Origin of the sequence: Tabrizicola aquatica (assembly GCF_002900975.1) — a bacterium.
Taxonomy (GTDB): domain Bacteria; phylum Pseudomonadota; class Alphaproteobacteria; order Rhodobacterales; family Rhodobacteraceae; genus Tabrizicola; species Tabrizicola aquatica.
Genome location: NZ_PJON01000001.1, coordinates 1,516,001 through 1,530,867, shown reverse-complemented (window position 1 = coordinate 1,530,867; position 14,867 = coordinate 1,516,001). Strand labels below are relative to the sequence as shown.

The 14,867-nt window shown below is 66.8% G+C and carries 20 protein-coding genes and 1 tRNA gene; 10 read left to right on the top strand and 11 right to left on the bottom strand.

The annotated features are described in order from the left end of the window. Positions 1–22: 22 nt before the first annotated feature. The 3 genes from CXR42_RS07550 to CXR42_RS07540 all read left to right on the top strand — a co-directional run bounded on the left by CXR42_RS07550 (position 23) and on the right by CXR42_RS07540 (position 2,761). A complete protein-coding gene (locus CXR42_RS07550; protein ID WP_103256801.1) occupies positions 23–718 on the top strand; it encodes an SIMPL domain-containing protein in 696 nt (231 codons plus the stop codon). Positions 719–836: 118 nt separating this feature from the next. Further along, a complete protein-coding gene (locus CXR42_RS07545) occupies positions 837–1,982 on the top strand; it encodes a hypothetical protein (RefSeq protein WP_103256800.1) in 1,146 nt (381 codons plus the stop codon). Beyond that, on the top strand, positions 1,982–2,761 hold the full coding sequence (locus CXR42_RS07540) for a hypothetical protein (protein ID WP_103256799.1): 780 nt from the start codon (positions 1,982–1,984) through the stop codon (positions 2,759–2,761). The genes CXR42_RS07545 and CXR42_RS07540 overlap by 1 nt, the downstream gene beginning before the upstream one ends. 18 nt (positions 2,762–2,779) lie before the next feature. Here the strand turns inward: CXR42_RS07540 and CXR42_RS07535 are convergent, their stop codons facing one another. Further along, positions 2,780–4,069 (bottom strand): O-acetylhomoserine aminocarboxypropyltransferase/cysteine synthase family protein, encoded by a 1,290-nt coding sequence (locus CXR42_RS07535; RefSeq protein WP_103256798.1) that lies wholly within the window; start codon positions 4,067–4,069, stop codon positions 2,780–2,782. 222 nt (positions 4,070–4,291) lie between these two features. On the opposite strand from CXR42_RS07535, the gene CXR42_RS07530 reads away from it, so the two are divergent. Beyond that, positions 4,292–4,705: a VOC family protein gene (locus tag CXR42_RS07530; RefSeq protein ID WP_103256797.1), complete on the top strand. Its 414-nt coding sequence runs from the start codon at positions 4,292–4,294 to the stop codon at positions 4,703–4,705. Here the strand turns inward: CXR42_RS07530 and CXR42_RS07525 are convergent. The 4 genes from CXR42_RS07525 to CXR42_RS07510 all read right to left on the bottom strand — a co-directional run bounded on the left by CXR42_RS07525 (position 4,702) and on the right by CXR42_RS07510 (position 6,117). Beyond that, positions 4,702–5,001 carry a DUF1330 domain-containing protein gene (locus tag CXR42_RS07525; RefSeq protein WP_103256796.1) on the bottom strand — a complete coding sequence of 100 codons (300 nt, stop codon included), beginning with the start codon at positions 4,999–5,001 and terminating at the stop codon, positions 4,702–4,704. The two genes, CXR42_RS07530 and CXR42_RS07525, sit on opposite strands and share 4 nt — an antisense overlap. Before the next feature lie 94 nt (positions 5,002–5,095). Further along, the gene (locus tag CXR42_RS07520) at positions 5,096–5,305 is read right to left on the bottom strand and encodes a Txe/YoeB family addiction module toxin (RefSeq protein WP_425444843.1); all 210 of its coding nucleotides are present in this window, start codon (positions 5,303–5,305) and stop codon (positions 5,096–5,098) included. A gap of 51 nt (positions 5,306–5,356) precedes the next feature. Next, positions 5,357–5,605, bottom strand: coding sequence for a type II toxin-antitoxin system Phd/YefM family antitoxin (locus CXR42_RS07515; RefSeq protein WP_103256795.1), 249 nt, complete (start codon positions 5,603–5,605; stop codon positions 5,357–5,359). 59 nt (positions 5,606–5,664) lie between these two features. Continuing rightward, entirely contained in the window at positions 5,665–6,117 is a 453-nt protein-coding gene (locus CXR42_RS07510; protein ID WP_103257089.1) for an Lrp/AsnC family transcriptional regulator, read from the bottom strand. 73 nt (positions 6,118–6,190) lie between these two features. Here CXR42_RS07510 and CXR42_RS07505 point away from each other — a divergent pair, with 73 nt between their 5' ends. Beyond that, positions 6,191–6,790, top strand: coding sequence for a LysE family translocator (locus CXR42_RS07505; RefSeq protein ID WP_103256794.1), 600 nt, complete (start codon positions 6,191–6,193; stop codon positions 6,788–6,790). A gap of 13 nt (positions 6,791–6,803) precedes the next feature. Here CXR42_RS07505 and CXR42_RS07500 read toward each other — a convergent pair whose 3' ends face one another. Both CXR42_RS07500 and CXR42_RS07495 read right to left on the bottom strand, forming a co-directional pair. Next, entirely contained in the window at positions 6,804–7,778 is a 975-nt protein-coding gene (locus tag CXR42_RS07500) for a hypothetical protein (RefSeq protein WP_103256793.1), read from the bottom strand. Beyond that, positions 7,775–8,569 (bottom strand): dimethylarginine dimethylaminohydrolase family protein, encoded by a 795-nt coding sequence (locus tag CXR42_RS07495; RefSeq protein ID WP_103256792.1) that lies wholly within the window; start codon positions 8,567–8,569, stop codon positions 7,775–7,777. The genes CXR42_RS07500 and CXR42_RS07495 overlap by 4 nt, the downstream gene beginning before the upstream one ends. 209 nt (positions 8,570–8,778) lie before the next feature. On the opposite strand from CXR42_RS07495, the gene CXR42_RS07490 reads away from it, so the two are divergent. Together CXR42_RS07490 and map are read left to right on the top strand one after the other, a co-directional pair. Next, on the top strand, positions 8,779–9,282 hold the full coding sequence (locus tag CXR42_RS07490; protein WP_342749208.1) for a PACE efflux transporter: 504 nt from the start codon (positions 8,779–8,781) through the stop codon (positions 9,280–9,282). Continuing rightward, a complete protein-coding gene (gene map / locus CXR42_RS07485) occupies positions 9,279–10,031 on the top strand; it encodes a type I methionyl aminopeptidase (protein WP_103256791.1) in 753 nt (250 codons plus the stop codon). Before CXR42_RS07490 ends, map begins: the two co-directional genes overlap by 4 nt. Before the next feature lie 143 nt (positions 10,032–10,174). Here the strand turns inward: map and CXR42_RS19475 are convergent. After that, positions 10,175–10,258 (bottom strand) — tRNA-Tyr (locus CXR42_RS19475). A 120-nt stretch (positions 10,259–10,378) separates the two neighbouring features. Between CXR42_RS19475 and rlmB the strand changes: the two genes are divergently transcribed. Further along, a complete protein-coding gene (gene rlmB, locus CXR42_RS07480; protein ID WP_103256790.1) occupies positions 10,379–11,179 on the top strand; it encodes a 23S rRNA (guanosine(2251)-2'-O)-methyltransferase RlmB in 801 nt (266 codons plus the stop codon). 154 nt (positions 11,180–11,333) lie between these two features. Further along, complete coding sequence (locus CXR42_RS07475; protein WP_103256789.1) at positions 11,334–11,741, top strand: CoA-binding protein; 408 nt, start codon at positions 11,334–11,336, stop codon at positions 11,739–11,741. A 55-nt stretch (positions 11,742–11,796) separates the two neighbouring features. Here the strand turns inward: CXR42_RS07475 and CXR42_RS07470 are convergent, their stop codons facing one another. From CXR42_RS07470 to CXR42_RS07460, 3 genes are all read right to left on the bottom strand, one after another. Beyond that, the gene (locus CXR42_RS07470; protein WP_103256788.1) at positions 11,797–12,102 is read right to left on the bottom strand and encodes a phosphoribosyl-ATP diphosphatase; all 306 of its coding nucleotides are present in this window, start codon (positions 12,100–12,102) and stop codon (positions 11,797–11,799) included. Further along, entirely contained in the window at positions 12,099–12,860 is a 762-nt protein-coding gene (gene hisF / locus CXR42_RS07465) for an imidazole glycerol phosphate synthase subunit HisF (RefSeq protein WP_103256787.1), read from the bottom strand. The genes CXR42_RS07470 and hisF overlap by 4 nt, the downstream gene beginning before the upstream one ends. Positions 12,861–12,994: 134 nt before the next feature. After that, positions 12,995–13,435 (bottom strand): DUF2867 domain-containing protein, encoded by a 441-nt coding sequence (locus tag CXR42_RS07460; protein WP_103256786.1) that lies wholly within the window; start codon positions 13,433–13,435, stop codon positions 12,995–12,997. Between the two features lie 196 nt (positions 13,436–13,631). On the opposite strand from CXR42_RS07460, the gene CXR42_RS07455 reads away from it, so the two are divergent. After that, positions 13,632–14,552: an HNH endonuclease gene (locus CXR42_RS07455; protein WP_103256785.1), complete on the top strand. Its 921-nt coding sequence runs from the start codon at positions 13,632–13,634 to the stop codon at positions 14,550–14,552. Positions 14,553–14,867 lie beyond the last annotated feature (315 nt).

Below are 14,867 nucleotides of genomic sequence, written 5' to 3'. Positions count from 1 at the left end.
CGCGCAACCAAGGAGAAACCCGATGCGTGTCCTTTCTGCCCTTGCCCTGGCCTCGGCCCTGGCGCTGCCTCTGTCCAGCCCCGCTTTGGCACAAGACGCCCCGGCCCCGCTGCTGAACGTCACCGGCATCGGCACGGTCGAGGCCGCGCCCGACATGGCCAGCCTTTCGATCGGGGTGACCACCCAAGGCGAGACTGCCGTGGCCGCGCTGGCCGCGAACTCTGCCGCGATGGAGGCGGTGATGGCGCGCCTGGCCACTGCCGGGGTCGAGGCACGGGACATGCAGACCTCGAACCTGTCGGTCAATCCGAACTGGACCGGCTATGACAGCGGCAGCCCCACCATCTCGGGCTATCTCGCGGCGAACATGCTGACGGTGACGATCCGCGACCTTGCCGGGTTGGGGCAGGTGCTGGATGCGGCCGTACAGGACGGGGCCAACACGTTGAATGGATTGAGTTTCGGCTTCGTCAATCCCGGTCCGCTGCTGGACGAGGCACGGAAAGAGGCGGTGGCGGATGCCCGCGCCCGGGCCGAGTTGCTGGCGGCGGCGGCAGGGGTCAAGCTGGGCCGGATCGTGTCGATCAGCGAAGGCACGGCGTCCGAAAGCCCGATCCCGCTCTACAAGGCCGAGCTGGCCGCCGCCCCGGTGCCGGTTGCCGGGGGCGAGATGAACGTCGAGGCGGCGGTGACGATCTTCTACGAGATTGTGCAATAAGCGCGCTAAGCCAAGGGAATCAGGCCGAAATCGCAACTGTTCCGCCGTTTCGGCCTGATTTCGCCCAAGTTTGACGGGATGAGGGCGCTGACGCCGGACAAGGGGCAGGAGCAGGCAGATGGTGCGCGGTCCGATCAGCATGGCAATCGTGGGTGCGATTGCGCTTGCGGCCGTTGCGCTTGTGGTCGGCGGACCCCGGGCTTTCGAAGGCATCTTGCCGCCTCAGGTGCTGGATATGGTCGAGGCCATGGCCCAGCCCACCGACTTTGACCTTGCCGGCCGGTCAGGCGATTCGCCCGCGGACTTTCTGGACGATGACACCGATGGTCTGCAGGCCAAGGGGCCGATCGCTGCGGCCGCAGGGAACGAGCCGGTCTTCATCAAGGATGTGATCACCGGCTATACCACCCGCGCAGGCAGCGATACCCCGGCCGAGATCACGACGATTCGTCAGATCATGGGCTGCCGTCCGACACCACCGCAGGCGGGCAGCACCGTCGCGCATGTGCGGGCCGGGGCCAGCAAGATCGACCTGGCGATGTCGACCTATAACGACAGCCATCTTGCCGCTGCGGTCCAGCAACTGGTGAACGCTTACCGCAGTTCCGGGACGACGGCGCTGCTGAACCTCTCCGGGCCCAGCTATCAGGCCTATGACGTTGCCGTTACGGAAACTGCGGCCCCGATCTATCTGGTGCTGGAAACCGGGCCGGGCCTGCGGATGTGGAACCTGCACCTTGCCCCCGGCGCCCGGATCGAAAGGGTGGTCCTGCTGGGCGGCAGCCAGGCCGGGATCGCCAACCTGGACCCCGTGGTCCCGGTCGAGGTCATTCTGGACGATGGCCTGCAATCCTGCGGTATCCAGCCTGCCTACGCCTTGAACCAGGGCGCCATGTTCTTTCAGTCGGTCGAACTTGGCGTGATCTCGGACGAGGAAGCCGAAACCCGGCTGGCGCAGATCAACGACCGCGTGGCGGCCTATGATACCTGGTTTCGCGATACGTTCGGGATCGAAGCCTCGACCAGCCGCATCGGCTTTGACCAGGGCACCCTTTCGGTTGTCGGGCCGGTCCCCGCGGCAGAGGAGCCGAAAGCCGTCTACGCCTCGATCGAAGGTGCCAAGATCCGCATGACCCAGGACCGCTTCTTCGAAATCCGTGGCCAGGTCGCCGAGGGCGAGGATTTTGCCGCCCGCGTCAAGGCTATCGCCCTGACCTTCGCCTTTGGCGATCTTCAGTACCTGCGCCAGGGGGCAAGTTTCTGATGCTGCGGCTGCTGATCGGAACCGGGGTGCTGTTGATGGCCGTGGGCTTTGGCGCGGCCGGCTGGCAATACTACCAGTCGCTGCCCGCCAGTGCCGCCGAAGCGCCTGAGATATCCCCCGATCCCGCCGTGCCGGTGCCCAGCCAGGACTGGCTGATTTCGCCCTCGGGCGGGCTGGTGCCCCGGGCCGAGGCGTTGGCCTATCTGCGTCAGGACCGGTTCCGGCCCGAACGGACCGCAACGGTCGTCCGGTCCGCCCGGCTGATCGACCTGCTGGCCCAGGGCGAAAAGTTGCCCGACGAACCCTATCTTCAGGTGCTGGCCGATATCCGCGCCCCCATGCTGGCGGCGTCGCTGTGCAAGGTGCTGACCGACTCGGTCGCGGCCGATTGCGCCGTCAATGCCGCCCGTGTCGAAGAGGGCAGCGTCGATCCTATCCAGGGGACGGCGCGCTTTCGGCTGGAACTGGTCTATCGCCTGCAACCCGAGGCCGAGCCGCTGCCCGACCTGGGTGCGCATGTGCTGAACATGAACCGTGTGCAGGTGGAACTGGACCCCGGCGTGGACGGCACGGCGACGGTCGAGGCCGCGCTGGCCGCCGCAGTTTCGCAAGCGCAAGCCGCCTGTCCCGAGGGGGGTCTTACCTGCCGGATGCAGTCGCTGACGGTGGATTGGGCCCCGGGTGCCCCGGCCCGGCTGACGGCCCGGATCGCATGGCTTGCGCCGCTGCCCGACGGTGTTTTCCCCGCCCCGCCGCTAGAGGCAGCCCCTGGGGGCTGACCTCCTGCTTTTGCGGACTTATGCGGTGGCCTTGGCCAGCGCCTGATCCAGGTCGGCGATGATGTCACGCACATCCTCGATCCCGATCGAGACACGCACCACATCCGGCGCGGCCCCCGCCCTGACCTGCGCCTCTTCCGACAACTGCCGGTGCGTGGTCGAGGCCGGGTGGATCACCAGCGACCGGGTATCGCCCAGGTTCGCGACGTGGCTGAACAGTTTCAGGTTGTCGACCAGCTTCACGCAGGCCTCGTACCCGCCCTTGATGCTGAAGGTGAACAGCGCCCCCGGCCCCTTGGGCGTGATCTTCTGCGCCAGATGGTGAAAGGGCGAGGATTTGAGGCCCGGATAGGTGACCTTGCCGACCCGCGGATCCTGCTCCAGCCATTCGGCCACGATCTGCGCGTTCTCGATGTGACGCTGCATCCGCAGGGCCAGGGTCTCGATCCCCATCAGGGTGTAGTGGGCACCCTGCGGGTTCATCGTCATGCCCAGGTCGCGCAACCCGATGGCGATGGAGTGGAAGGTGAAGGCCATGTTGCCCAGCGTCGGGTGGAAAACCAGGCCGTGGTAGGCCGGCTCGGGCTGGGAGAGCGAGGGGAACTTGTCGTCCGCCGACCAGTTGAACTTGCCGCTGTCGACCACGATGCCGCCGGTGACGGTGCCGTTGCCGGTCAGGTATTTGGTCGCCGAATGGACGACAAGGGTCGCGCCGTGTTCAATCGGGCGGCACAGGTAGGGGCTGGCGGTCGTGTTGTCGACGATGAGGGGGATGTGCGCCTGATCGGCCACGCGGGCGATGGCGGGCAGGTCGGACAGCGCGCCGCCCGGGTTGCAGATCGTCTCGCAGAACAAGGCCCGGGTGTCGCCGTCGATGGCGGCCTCGATGGCCTTGGGGTCGTCGAAGTCGACGAATTTGGCCGACCAGCCGAACTTGCGGATGGTATTGCTGAACTGCTGGATGGTCCCGCCGTACAGCTTGGTGGAGGCGACGATGTTGCGGCCGGGGGCCATGATCGGAAACAGCGCCATGATCTGCGCCGCGTGGCCCGAGGAACAGGCGATGCCGCCCGCTCCGCCTTCAAGTGCCACCACCCGGTTGGCGAGGGCCGACACGGTTGGGTTCGTCAGGCGCGAGTAGATGTAGCCGACTTCCTGCAGATTGAAGAGCTTCGCGGCGTGGTCGGCGTCCCGGAAGACGTAGGCGGTGGTCTGGTAGATCGGCACCTGCCGCGCGCCGGTCGCGGGGTCCGGCTCGGCGCCGGCATGGATGGCGAGGGTTTCAAAGGCGAGGGGTCTGTCGGTCATGGGGTCCTCCGATGTTCGGGGCGGGAGGGTAGGGGGGAATGGCCCGGCTGGCAACGGGGTGCTGTCCACGGTGGACAGCCGCCTGGAGATTAGGGAAATCAATGGCTTGGCTTCGGGTGTTTACGGAATTTTCATCCTTTCCGGGGCCTTTCGGCAGAAGGATTGTTGCGGCGGGCAAGCCTTCCTGCTTGGATTGCCCGGCCGAAACCCGGAGTGCGCGCGATGCTGACCCCCTTCCACCTGGCCTATCACGTCACCAGCCTGAACGAGGCGCGCGCCTTCTACGGCGGCATCCTTGGCTGCCGCGAGGGGCGCAGCACCGACACCTGGGTCGATTTCGACTTCTTCGGCCACCAGATCAGCCTGCATCTGGGCGAGCCGTTCAAGACCACGAACACCGGCAAGGTTGGTGACCACCTGGTCCCGATGCCGCATCTGGGGCTGGTCCTGCACCTGCCGGACTGGCGTGTGCTGGCCGACCGGCTGACGGCGGCGGGCGTGGACTTTGTCCTGCCGCCGCAAGTGCGCTTTCAGGGCCAGCCGGGCGAGCAGTGGACGATGTTCGTCCGCGACCCCAGCGGCAACCCGATCGAGGTGAAGGGGTTCCCCGAGATGGAGGCCGTGTTCAAAAGTTAAGCGAAGCGATCCAGCACGCTGACCTGATACTGGGAAAAGGCTGTCGCCTTGATCTGCTCAAGCGCCAGATAAGCCGGGCTTTCAAAGACCTGACGCAGGGCAGCTTCGGACGGATACTCCATAATCGAGACAAAGCGTGCCGGGATGGTGCCAGCCAGGGTATCTGCGACCGAATGACGGCTGACAAGGCGCGCGCCGGCAGCCTGCATCAATGGGCCAACCACATCCAGATAGGATTGCAGGGCCATCTCGCCGCCAGGGCGAGGGGTGGTGAGCGCAAGGACGGTCACGGTCATGCTTGATGGTCCCGAATAAGTTGACTGCCTGGTTCATTCAAGGTGCGCAGGCGCAACGGCAAGTGCGCCATTCCAGACCAGGGCCGCGTGGGCGTCAGTAGTGATACCGGCACTGGGCAATCTGGATGCATTGGTCGGAGCCAGAGCCTGACACGCGATAGACCTGCCGATGTTCCGAGGTGATGCGGCGCGACCACCAGCCGGTGAGGTCGCCCTTCAAGAGTTCAGGCTTGCCGGTGCCGGTGAAGGGGTGGCGGCGACATTCCTCGATCAGGGTGTTGATCCGGGTCAGGATGGGGGGCATTGGCTTGCCATTGCAGGTCATCAGCCCAGGCGTGGGCCGCGAAGATCAGTTTCAACCAAGCGTCCGTCCATCGTCGCCACCGGCGTTCAACTGGGCGATGGCGTCATGCAGACGAGACGCGTTGCGCGGCGAGGACAAGAGATGCAGCGTCGTCTGGATCGCATCCCATTCACTTTGCGCCACCAATACGACGGATTCGCGCCCGGGACGGGTGATTATCGCAGCCTCCCGGTCTTGCACGACGCGGTCCAGTAGGCTGGCGAGGCCGTTGCGGGCGTCGGTATAGGTAAGGATGGTCATCTGCCGGCGTCCTGTGGTTCGTCACTCCTGTACGTACAGAATTCTGTACGGGTCAAACCCTAAGCCCGGTCATCCTTCGGGCTGCCCATCACCACGAAGGTGGTGATCGACTGAACCTGCGGCAGGACGCCAAGGACCTCGGTGTGCCAGTGCTTGTAGGCCGCAAGGTCGGGGGTCTCGATGCGCATAAGGTATTCCACGGTGCCGGTGATGTTGTGGCATTCGCGGACCTGCGGCGCGCGGGCGATGGCGCGTTCAAAGCTTTCCTGCGCCTGCTTGGTATGGGCGTTCAGGCCCACGGTTACATAAGCGACAAAGCCGATCCCCAGCTTTTCGGGGTCCAGCACGGCCCGGTAGGAACGGATCACGCCAGCACGCTCCAACGCCTGCACCCGGCGGAGGCAGGCGGAGGGCGAAAGGCCCACCCTCTCGGCCAGGGCCAGGTTGGGCTGGCGCGCGTCGCGTTGCAGTTCGCGCAATATCCGCTGGTCTGTGTCGTCAAGCTTGGTCATTTGTTGCGAAAGATGCGTCATGGGCCGCATCTTTGCAATCCCGACGCGGTCCGAACGGTGCAGGATTGCGCGCATGACACAAGAACTGCTTCTGGCCCTGCTGGGCTTTGCCTTCGTCACCTCGGTCACGCCGGGGCCGAACAACATGATGCTTCTGGCCAGCGGGGTGAACTTCGGCTTTCGCCGGACCGTGCCGCATATGCTGGGGATCAGCGTCGGCCATTCGCTGATGGTGTTCCTGGTGGGCCTGGGGCTGGCCGGAGTGTTCCAGACCTGGCCGCCGCTGCTGACCGGGCTGAAGCTTGCCTCGGTTGCCTATATGCTGTGGCTGGCCTGGAAGATCGCCCATGCCGGCGCGCCGGGCGAGGGGCGGGTGAAGCCGCAGCCGATGAGCTTTTGGCAGGCGGCGGCGTTCCAATGGGTGAACCCCAAGGCCTGGGCCATGGCGCTGGGCGCGGTAGCGGCCTATGTGCCCGAGCCTTCGGTCGCGGGCTATGCGATGGTGGCGGGGGTGTTTGCGCTGGTGAACCTGCCCTCGGTGTCGGTCTGGGCCGGGGCGGGGCAGGCGGTGCGGCGCTGGCTGGAGGCGCCGGGGCGGCTGGCGCTGTTCAACTGGACGATGGCGGGGCTGCTGGTGCTGTCGCTGTGGCCGGTGGTGACGCTGGAGATGTAGGGTGCGACGCGCCCTACCGCAGCCAGAGGCCCTCGCGTTTCAGGGTGTTGCGGATCACCTGCTCGCGGTGGGGCAGCCGGTCGCGGTCGAACAGCGCGCGGGCCTTGCGGCCCTTGTTCTGGTAGACCATCGCCTTCATCGCCTCCCAGTCGCGCAGGGTGGGACGCAGGGCCTTGTCCTTGGCCACCTCCTCCAGCACGGCGACGGCCAGGTCGCTTTCGCGGGCGTAAAGCAGGGGCAGGGTGCGGTAGTGGCAGGTCGCGGTTCCGTCCAGCGCCGCCAAGTCCGGGCCGGGCCGCCCGCCGCCCAGCGAGTGGATGACCAGCGGCAGGGCGATCTGGTCCAGCCAGGGGAAGATTTCCTGGCAGACCAGTTCGGCGGGCGGGTTGTCGCGAATTTCCTTGGCCCAGGCGAGGAAGCGGTTGCCAAAGCGCGCGGGGCTTTCGTGGAAGAACCAGCCCGCGTTGAAGTAAAGGTGGCGCTGCCAATAGTCGTCGGGCTGTGTCGGGTCGAGCGAGCTTTCGAAGTCCAGCCCGAACCGGTCGTAGAGCGCCTTCCAGGTCTGGGCCAGGCTGGGGCCGTAAAGTTCGACCTTGGGCCAGGTATTCTCGCGCCGCATCGAGGCGGCGGGGCGGGCGAAATCGAAGGGGATCGCGGACAGCGGGCCGGTGATCAGCGTGTCGGTGTCCAGGAACAGGAACGGCGCGTCGGGCAGGGCCTGCAGTGCCTCGATCTTGTTGCCGTGCGGGTAGTCCTGGCCGAAGAAGCGCGCCTCGAACGGCAGGATCTCAGCGCTAAGCTCGGCCAGAAGCGCGCGGCTGCGCGGGGCCATGCGCGGGTCTTTCGGCCATTTGCCGCCCGGCTGCGGTTCGGCGATGAACAGCGTGCCGGCAAAGCCGGGGTCCGCGTGGCGCAGCGAGGCGGCCAGAAGGATCGCCTCGTATTCCAGGCGGCCGGCCTGGCCGACGGCGAGGATGTTGAAGCTCATTTCTGCGGGGTGAAGCGCAGCGAGAGGCAGGACATGCCGCCGTCCAGCTTGGCGCATTCGGAATTGCCGATCTCGCGCACGGTAAAGCCCGCTGCGGCGATGGCGTCGCGGGTCTTGGGAAAGCCCGCGGGCATCAGCACCAGGTCGTTGAAGCGGATCGTATTGGCGGCCGCCTCTTCGCCGTCCGGCACGTCGATGACCCGGTATCCGGCAAAGCAGCCCGAGGCGGACAGCCGGGTGGTCGAAAGGATCGTCTCGGCATCCAGAAGCGAGCAGTCGGTCTTGAAATGCAGCACGCCGGGGGGCGTGTGGACCTCGCGGACCTTGTGGCCCCAGGGGGCGGTCAATGCGGTCAGTTCGGCGATCCCGGCGGCATTGGTGCGGGCCGAGCGGCCGACCAGGATCTCGCGTTCCGTCACCAGGATGTCGCCGCCTTCGATGAAGCTGTCGGCGCCGGTGATCGCGACCACCTGGCCGTAAAGCGCGCGGAGGTGCGGGGCCATCTCGGCCGCCTCGCCGAGGCGCGAGGGCGCGCCGGGGCGCATGACGACGGCGCCCTGCGGCAGACAAAGCGCGGTATCCTCGACAAAGACCGAATCGGGATAGGCCTCCAGCGGCGGCAGTTCCACGACGGTCGCCCCAGTCTCGCGCAGGGTGGCGATATAGGCGTCGTGGTGGGCCTGCATCAGGGCCAGGTCGGGCGTGCCGATGTCGACAGCGCGCAGGCCGCGGATGATGCTGGCCGCCGGGCGGCGGGTGATGGCATGGGTGAAATGGGTCGAGACGGACATGGGGCACCGGGCCTTGCTGGTTTCTGTCTGTGTCGCATCGCTTTGGTGCAGGGCGCAAGGGGCGGTCTTGCAATGGACGCTGGAACCATGGCGACCTGCGGCGGGCAGGACGGCAGGGGCGGCCGTCGGCAAAATGACGGGAACGGCTGCGGCGACGCGACGGACCGAGTACACAGGACGCGCGGCAAGCAGACGGGGATGCAGGGGTCATGAAACCGGCCAAGCAGATGCGCAGCACGCGCGACCGGCTGCGCCATGCGGTGCTGTTCGAGATGATCGCGCTGGCCCTGGTCGCCCCGTTGGGCGGCTGGGTCTTTGGGGTTGCAGCCGGGGAGTTTGGCGTCGTGGCGCTGGTCAGCACGACGCTGGCAATGCTGTGGACCTATGCCTACAACCTGGGTTTCGATCATGCGCTGGTCCGGCTGGGCCTGGACCTGCGCAAGACGCTGCGGATGCGCATGCTGCATGCCGTCCTGTTCGAAGCGGGGCTTCTGGTCCTTTTGGTGCCCTTCATCGCGTGGTATCTGGCCGTGCCACTAGGCCAGGCCCTGCTGATGGACCTGTCGCTGGCCGGCTTTTATCTGGTCTATGCGTTCGGCTTCAATTGGGCCTACGATCTGTTGGTGCCTTTGCCCGGTCCGGCTGATGTGCCGGGACCGGGTGCCAGAGGCGAAGGACAAGCGGCGGGGCCGCAGAAAGGGCGCGCGCCATGACCATCACCCGGGCCGAGGAACTGGCGGGCTTGCAAGCCATCGGCCGCATTGTTGCCGACACCCTGCACACCATGGCCCGCGCGATGGAGCCCGGGATGACCACGCGGGAACTGGACGGCATCGGTCGCGCGCTGCTGGAGGCGGCGGGCGCGCGGTCGGCACCTGAGGCGACCTATGGCTTTCCGGGTGCCACCTGCATCAGCGTGAACGAAGAGATTGCGCATGGCGTTCCCGGTGACCGGGTGCTGGCGGCGGGCGATCTGGTGAACATCGACGTCTCGGCCAGCCGCGACGGCTATTTCGCCGATACCGGGGCCAGTTTCCCGCTTGGCCCGGTGCGCCCCGAGGTGGCCCGCCTGTGCCGCGACGGGCGGCGGGCGATGCAGACCGGTATCGCGGCGGTCCGGCCCGGCCGGCCACTGGCGGACCTGGGCAATGCCATCGGCCGCTTTGCCGAGCGGCGTGGCTATACGCTGATCCGCAACCTGGGCAGCCACGGGATCGGCCGCGCCCTGCACGAGGCGCCCGAGACGATCGCGACCTGGCCGAACCGCGACCGGCGCCGCATCCAGCGCGGGGCGGTCTTTACGGTCGAGCCGTTCCTGTCGCTGGGCGGGCATTGGGCGGACACGGGCAGCGACGGCTGGACGTTGCACGCGCGCCCTGCGGCGCTGGCGGTGCAGTATGAACATACCGTGGTTGCGACCGAGCAGGGCCCGCTGGTGTTGACGCGGCCGAGTGTGGCCTGATCGGCCGTTGATCCGAAGGCGGCGGACAAGCCAGGATGGGGGCGCATAGCCGCAGGCTGATCGCAATCAGCGAATGACTCTGGCAGCAGTCCGCACCAAAAATTCGGAAGTAGGCCCGGCTTTGGAACACCATTCGAAACGAATGGTGGGCGACCCTGGAATCGAACCAGGCGTGGGTCGCCCCGGGGGAGTTACAGTCCCCTGCCGCACCTTGCAGCTCGTCGCCCGCCGGGGGTTCGTCTACTCAAGGGGGCGGGGGGCGTCAAGGGTTGTCGGGCAAGTTTTCGGCTTGCATCGGGACGCGCGGGCAGGCCAAGGTCCGGGCCACAGTTTCGGGGGTTAAGGACATGGCGGCGGGCGGCAAGAAACCGGCCTGGGTGGTCGACAAGGAACGCGGGCAGAAGGCCGAGGCGCGCGAGACCGTCTGGCTGTTCGGGCTGCACGCCGTGCGCGACGCCCTGATGAACCCCCGGCGGGAAAAGCTGCGTCTGGTGCTGACCAAGAACGCGCTGGACAAGCTGGAGGCGGCCGTCGCGGCCTCGGGCATGGCGCCAGAGGTGGTGGAGCCGCGCCGCTTCGACGTGCCGATTGACGAAGGCTCGGTCCATCAGGGTGCGGCGGTCGAAGTGCGGCCGCTGAACTGGGGCCGGTTCCAGGACGTCTGCGCCGCCGGTGAGGGCTTGCCGCTCGTCGTGCTTCTGGACCGGGTGACCGACCCGCACAACGTGGGCGCGATCCTGCGCTCGGCCGAAGTGTTCGGTGCCCGCGCGGTGGTCGCGCCAAAGCACCATTCGGCGCCGGAAACCGGGGCCCTGGCCAAGACCGCCAGCGGCGCGCTGGAGCGTCAGCCCTATCTGAAGGTCACCAACCTGGCCGAGGCGATGGTGGCGCTGAAGGACATGGGCTTTACCCTGATCGGCCTGGATGGCGAGGCGCCGGTGACGCTGGCCGAGGCGGTTGCGGGTGTTGGCGGGCGGCCGGTCGCGCTGGTCCTGGGGGCCGAAGGTCCGGGCCTGCGCGAAAAGACGCGCGAGACCTGCGATGTCCTGGCCCGCATTCCCTTTGCCGGGGCGTTCGGCAGCCTGAACGTCTCGAACGCCGCCGCTGTGTCGCTTTATGCGGCTTCGTCTGCGCTGGGGCAGAAGTGATCACGACTCTGCGACAGGTCTTTAACGGACCGTTCAGCTTTCTAAATGACAGTAAGGAGGCACGGGCCGGAACCCCGTCCTTGACTTCACTGTCCCTCGTTCCGCGACTGGCGTCCGGGGTTTGCCCCGGGCGCCTTTTTCTTTGGGTGATGCCATGCCGTCCGACAGCGAACTCCGCGACATCCTGAGCAGCGTCAAGACCATCGCCCTGGTGGGCTGGTCGCCGAAGCCCGACCGCCCCAGCCATCGGGTGGCCGATTATCTGAGGCGCAAGGGCTATCGGGTGATTCCGGTCAATCCGGGCCAGGCGGGGCAGGAAGCCTTGGGCGAGACGGTCGTCGCGACGCTGGCCGAGGCCGGACCGGTCGACATGGTCGATATCTTCCGCCGCAGCGAAGAGGCGGGGGCCGTGGCAGACGAGGCGGTGCGGCTGGGCGCGAAGGTTGTCTGGATGCAGCTGGGCGTGGTGGACGAAGCGGCAGCCTCCCGCGCGCGGGGGGCTGGGGTGCACGTGGTGATGAACCGCTGCCCGGCGATCGAGATTCCACGGTTGGGCCTGTAGCGCCGCAAAATCCTTGAGTAAGGATTTTGGCAAATTTCTTGCTTAAGAAATTTGGTCAGCGCCCGGCTTTCTCGGCGATGCCCGAGGTGCCCTCACGTCGGTCGAGTTCCGCCAGGACATCGTCAAGCGTCACATCCCGCGCGGCAAGCATGACCAGAAGGTGGTAGAGTACGTCTGCGGCCTCCGAGGTCAGCCGCGCGCGGTCGCCCTTGACCGCCTCGATGATTGCTTCGACAGCCTCTTCCCCGAACTTCTCGGCGCATTTCTCCGGCCCCTTGGCAAGCAGCTTCGCAGTCCAGGAGGTTTCGGGGTCGGCGCCCTTGCGGGCGGCGATGGTGGCGGCCAGACGTTCCAGGGTCATGACAGCCTCACCGGGATGCCGGCAGCGGCCATGTGGGCCTTGGCCTGACCGATCGTGAAGGTGCCGAAGTGGAAGATCGAGGCGGCGAGGACGGCCGAGGCGTGGCCTTCGGTGATGCCCTCGACCAGGTGGTCAAGCGTGCCGACCCCACCGCTGGCGATGACGGGGATATCAACGGCGTCCGCGATGGCGCGGGTGAGGGGGAGGTTGTAGCCACCCTTGGTGCCGTCGCGGTCCATGCTGGTCAGCAGGATCTCTCCCGCGCCCTTCGCGGCGACGGTGCGGGCGAACTCGACGGCGTCGATCCCGGTCGCGCGGCGGCCGCCGTGGGTGAAGATTTCCCACCGGCCGGGTTCGACGGTCTTGGCGTCGATGGCGACGACGATGCATTGCGACCCGAAACGGTCGGCGGCCTCGGCGACCACATCTGGCCGCGCCACGGCGGCGGAGTTGAAGCTGACCTTGTCGGCCCCGGCAAGGAGGAGTTTCCTCACGTCATCCGGCGTGCGGACCCCGCCGCCGACGGTCAGGGGCATGAAGCACTGCTCGGCGGTGCGGGTCACCAGGTCGAACATCGTGGCCCGGTTATCCTCGGTCGCCATGATGTCGAGGAAGCACAGCTCGTCCGCGCCGGCGGCATCGTAGGCTTTCGCGGCCTCGACCGGGTCACCGGCGTCGATCAGGTCGACGAAATTGACACCCTTCACCACGCGGCCGTCGGCCACGTCGAGGCAGGGGATGATGCGGGTCTTGAGCATGGGGGAGAGATGGCCCGAGAGGGGCAAAAAGGCAAGACGGTTTGAATGCCGGGGTGTCCACGGTGGGCAATTCGGGATTGCGTATTGGAATCAATATCTTGGCCGTGGGTGTTAGGGAATTGGAAACCCGATGGTTAACGCCCGGTCGCCATCCGCGCCACCGCCCCGCGCGAGATCAGGATGTGGAAGGGCATCACCAGCCGCAGATAGGCGCGGCCCCAGCGGTTGTGGGGGTGGACCCAGGTGGACATGTAGATGCGCCCCTGGTCGCGGAGCAGCCCGATACGGAAGTTCAGGTGCTTGTCGTCGGTGCCAAGGATGATCTCGTTTTCGGTCTCATGGCAGGTGGGGAAGATCGGGCGGTCGGCTTCTCCGGTCTTGAGGCCGAAGGGGCGGACAAGGGTGTTGCGCAGCCGCAGGAGCGCGCCGGCCCAGCCTGGCATGGCAAGACCCCGGTCCGCCGCCTCGCGCGGGGTGAGGGTCGAGGGGACCGAGTAGCAATCCATGAAGTCTCCGGGCCGGTGCAGGGTCCAGAGGGTCGAGGCGCGGGGCAGGGTGTCGGTGCGGACGGACATGGCGAGAGGGTGGCGCGTCGGCTCGGCTTTGAAAAGAGGGCATAGGGTCGCGTGCCGGACCGCTGGTCGACCTGATGTCCCGCTGTCCTGCCCTTGGAAGTGGGTGGGCGGCGGCACATGCAGGCCGTCGGGTAAAAATCACGGTTCGGCTGCAAATAGACTTGCGTGGCGGCCAGGACGTGCTTTCGTGTAGCAGATGGTGAAGCTGGTTCTTCTGCACAAGGCCGGTTCGATCTACGATGACGAACCGGATCGCGTCTACGACTTTCCCCGCACTTACCTGAGGGCGGTGGAGGAAGGCGTGGGGGATTGGGTCGTCTATTACGAGCCGGTCAAGGCCGGTCCGCGCGGCTATTTTGCGGTGGCGAAGATCGCACGGGTGGTCGTTAATCCCGGGGTCAAGGGGCGGTATCTGGCGCTGATCGAGCCGGGGAGTTTCCTGCCGTTTGACCGCGAGGTGCCCCGGCTGGTCGAGGGGCGGCCCTGGGAAGCAGCGCTGACGGGGCTGGATGGTGGGCCTGCCTTTGGTGGGGCCGTCCAGTTGGCTGTCCGGCGGCTACCGGAGGCGGAGTTTGCGGCGATTGTCCGGGCGGGTCTGCCGGTGGATCTGGAGGCGCTGGAGGCGCGGCGGTATGAGCCGACAGGTCCGATCGTTTATGACCTCACCATACCCTTCGAGCGCCCGGTGATCGAGCGCCTTGTGAGCCGTCCCTACCGAGACGTGGCGTTTCGTCGGAAGGTGCGGGAGGCGTATGACTACCGCTGCGCGATGTCTGGACTGCGGCTGCGCAATGGCGGCGGGCGGCCAGAGGTGAACGCGGCGCACATCCGGCCGGTGGAGCGTCAGGGAAGCGATGCGGTTCGCAACGGCCTTGCGCTCTCGGGAACCTTGCACTGGATGTTCGACCGGGGTCTGCTGTCGGTGGCCGAGGACCATACGATCCTTGTGTCGCGCAACAAGGTGCCGACCGAAGTCTCTGACCGGCTGATTGTTGCAAGCAGGCGATTGGTTTTGCCGAAGGACCAAAGAGACTGGCCGCATCCCGAGAACCTGAAATGGCATCGGGAGAATGTTTTTGGTCAAATCAGCCTGGACGGGCCGTCGCCCTGGGACTGACGGGACTGCTCGTCGATGACTGCGTCACTCCTCGCGCGGGGGATGGGGCGCGGTCGCGACGAGGAGACGAAGTCGCACGAGGAGCAGCGCCGGGCCGAGGCGCAACCGACCGAGGGGCGAGGCTTTCGCGGCACGGCAGGCGGGGGGCAGTGGGCCGCCGGGCATCGTTTGCGCGGCCCGGTGCGGGTGTGCCGGGTGTTCGGCCGCGGGCTTTTGTCGGGGGCGGATGACCACAGGATCCCGCTCTCGCACAACAAGGGTCCGGGTGGGCCGTCAGATCGGCGGATGCTGCTGGAGAGTCGCCACTGGGACTGG

Coding starts and splice junctions, on each gene's coding strand:
- CXR42_RS07475 (WP_103256789.1), top strand. CDS start 11,334: ATGCCGTCCGACAGCGAACTCCGCGACATCCTGAGCAGCGTCAAGACC.
- CXR42_RS07490 (WP_342749208.1), top strand. CDS start 8,779: ATGAAACCGGCCAAGCAGATGCGCAGCACGCGCGACCGGCTGCGCCAT.
- rlmB (WP_103256790.1), top strand. CDS start 10,379: ATGGCGGCGGGCGGCAAGAAACCGGCCTGGGTGGTCGACAAGGAACGC.
- hisF (WP_103256787.1), bottom strand. CDS start 12,860: ATGCTCAAGACCCGCATCATCCCCTGCCTCGACGTGGCCGACGGCCGC.
- CXR42_RS07495 (WP_103256792.1), bottom strand. CDS start 8,569: ATGTCCGTCTCGACCCATTTCACCCATGCCATCACCCGCCGCCCGGCG.
- CXR42_RS07545 (WP_103256800.1), top strand. CDS start 837: ATGGTGCGCGGTCCGATCAGCATGGCAATCGTGGGTGCGATTGCGCTT.
- map (WP_103256791.1), top strand. CDS start 9,279: ATGACCATCACCCGGGCCGAGGAACTGGCGGGCTTGCAAGCCATCGGC.
- CXR42_RS07535 (WP_103256798.1), bottom strand. CDS start 4,069: ATGACCGACAGACCCCTCGCCTTTGAAACCCTCGCCATCCATGCCGGC.
- CXR42_RS07455 (WP_103256785.1), top strand. CDS start 13,632: ATGGTGAAGCTGGTTCTTCTGCACAAGGCCGGTTCGATCTACGATGAC.
- CXR42_RS07540 (WP_103256799.1), top strand. CDS start 1,982: ATGCTGCGGCTGCTGATCGGAACCGGGGTGCTGTTGATGGCCGTGGGC.
- CXR42_RS07550 (WP_103256801.1), top strand. CDS start 23: ATGCGTGTCCTTTCTGCCCTTGCCCTGGCCTCGGCCCTGGCGCTGCCT.
- CXR42_RS07510 (WP_103257089.1), bottom strand. CDS start 6,117: ATGACCAAGCTTGACGACACAGACCAGCGGATATTGCGCGAACTGCAA.
- CXR42_RS07470 (WP_103256788.1), bottom strand. CDS start 12,102: ATGACCCTGGAACGTCTGGCCGCCACCATCGCCGCCCGCAAGGGCGCC.
- CXR42_RS07500 (WP_103256793.1), bottom strand. CDS start 7,778: ATGAGCTTCAACATCCTCGCCGTCGGCCAGGCCGGCCGCCTGGAATAC.
- CXR42_RS07515 (WP_103256795.1), bottom strand. CDS start 5,605: ATGACCATCCTTACCTATACCGACGCCCGCAACGGCCTCGCCAGCCTA.
- CXR42_RS07520 (WP_425444843.1), bottom strand. CDS start 5,305: ATGCCCCCCATCCTGACCCGGATCAACACCCTGATCGAGGAATGTCGC.
- CXR42_RS07530 (WP_103256797.1), top strand. CDS start 4,292: ATGCTGACCCCCTTCCACCTGGCCTATCACGTCACCAGCCTGAACGAG.
- CXR42_RS07460 (WP_103256786.1), bottom strand. CDS start 13,435: ATGTCCGTCCGCACCGACACCCTGCCCCGCGCCTCGACCCTCTGGACC.
- CXR42_RS07505 (WP_103256794.1), top strand. CDS start 6,191: ATGACACAAGAACTGCTTCTGGCCCTGCTGGGCTTTGCCTTCGTCACC.
- CXR42_RS07525 (WP_103256796.1), bottom strand. CDS start 5,001: ATGACCGTGACCGTCCTTGCGCTCACCACCCCTCGCCCTGGCGGCGAG.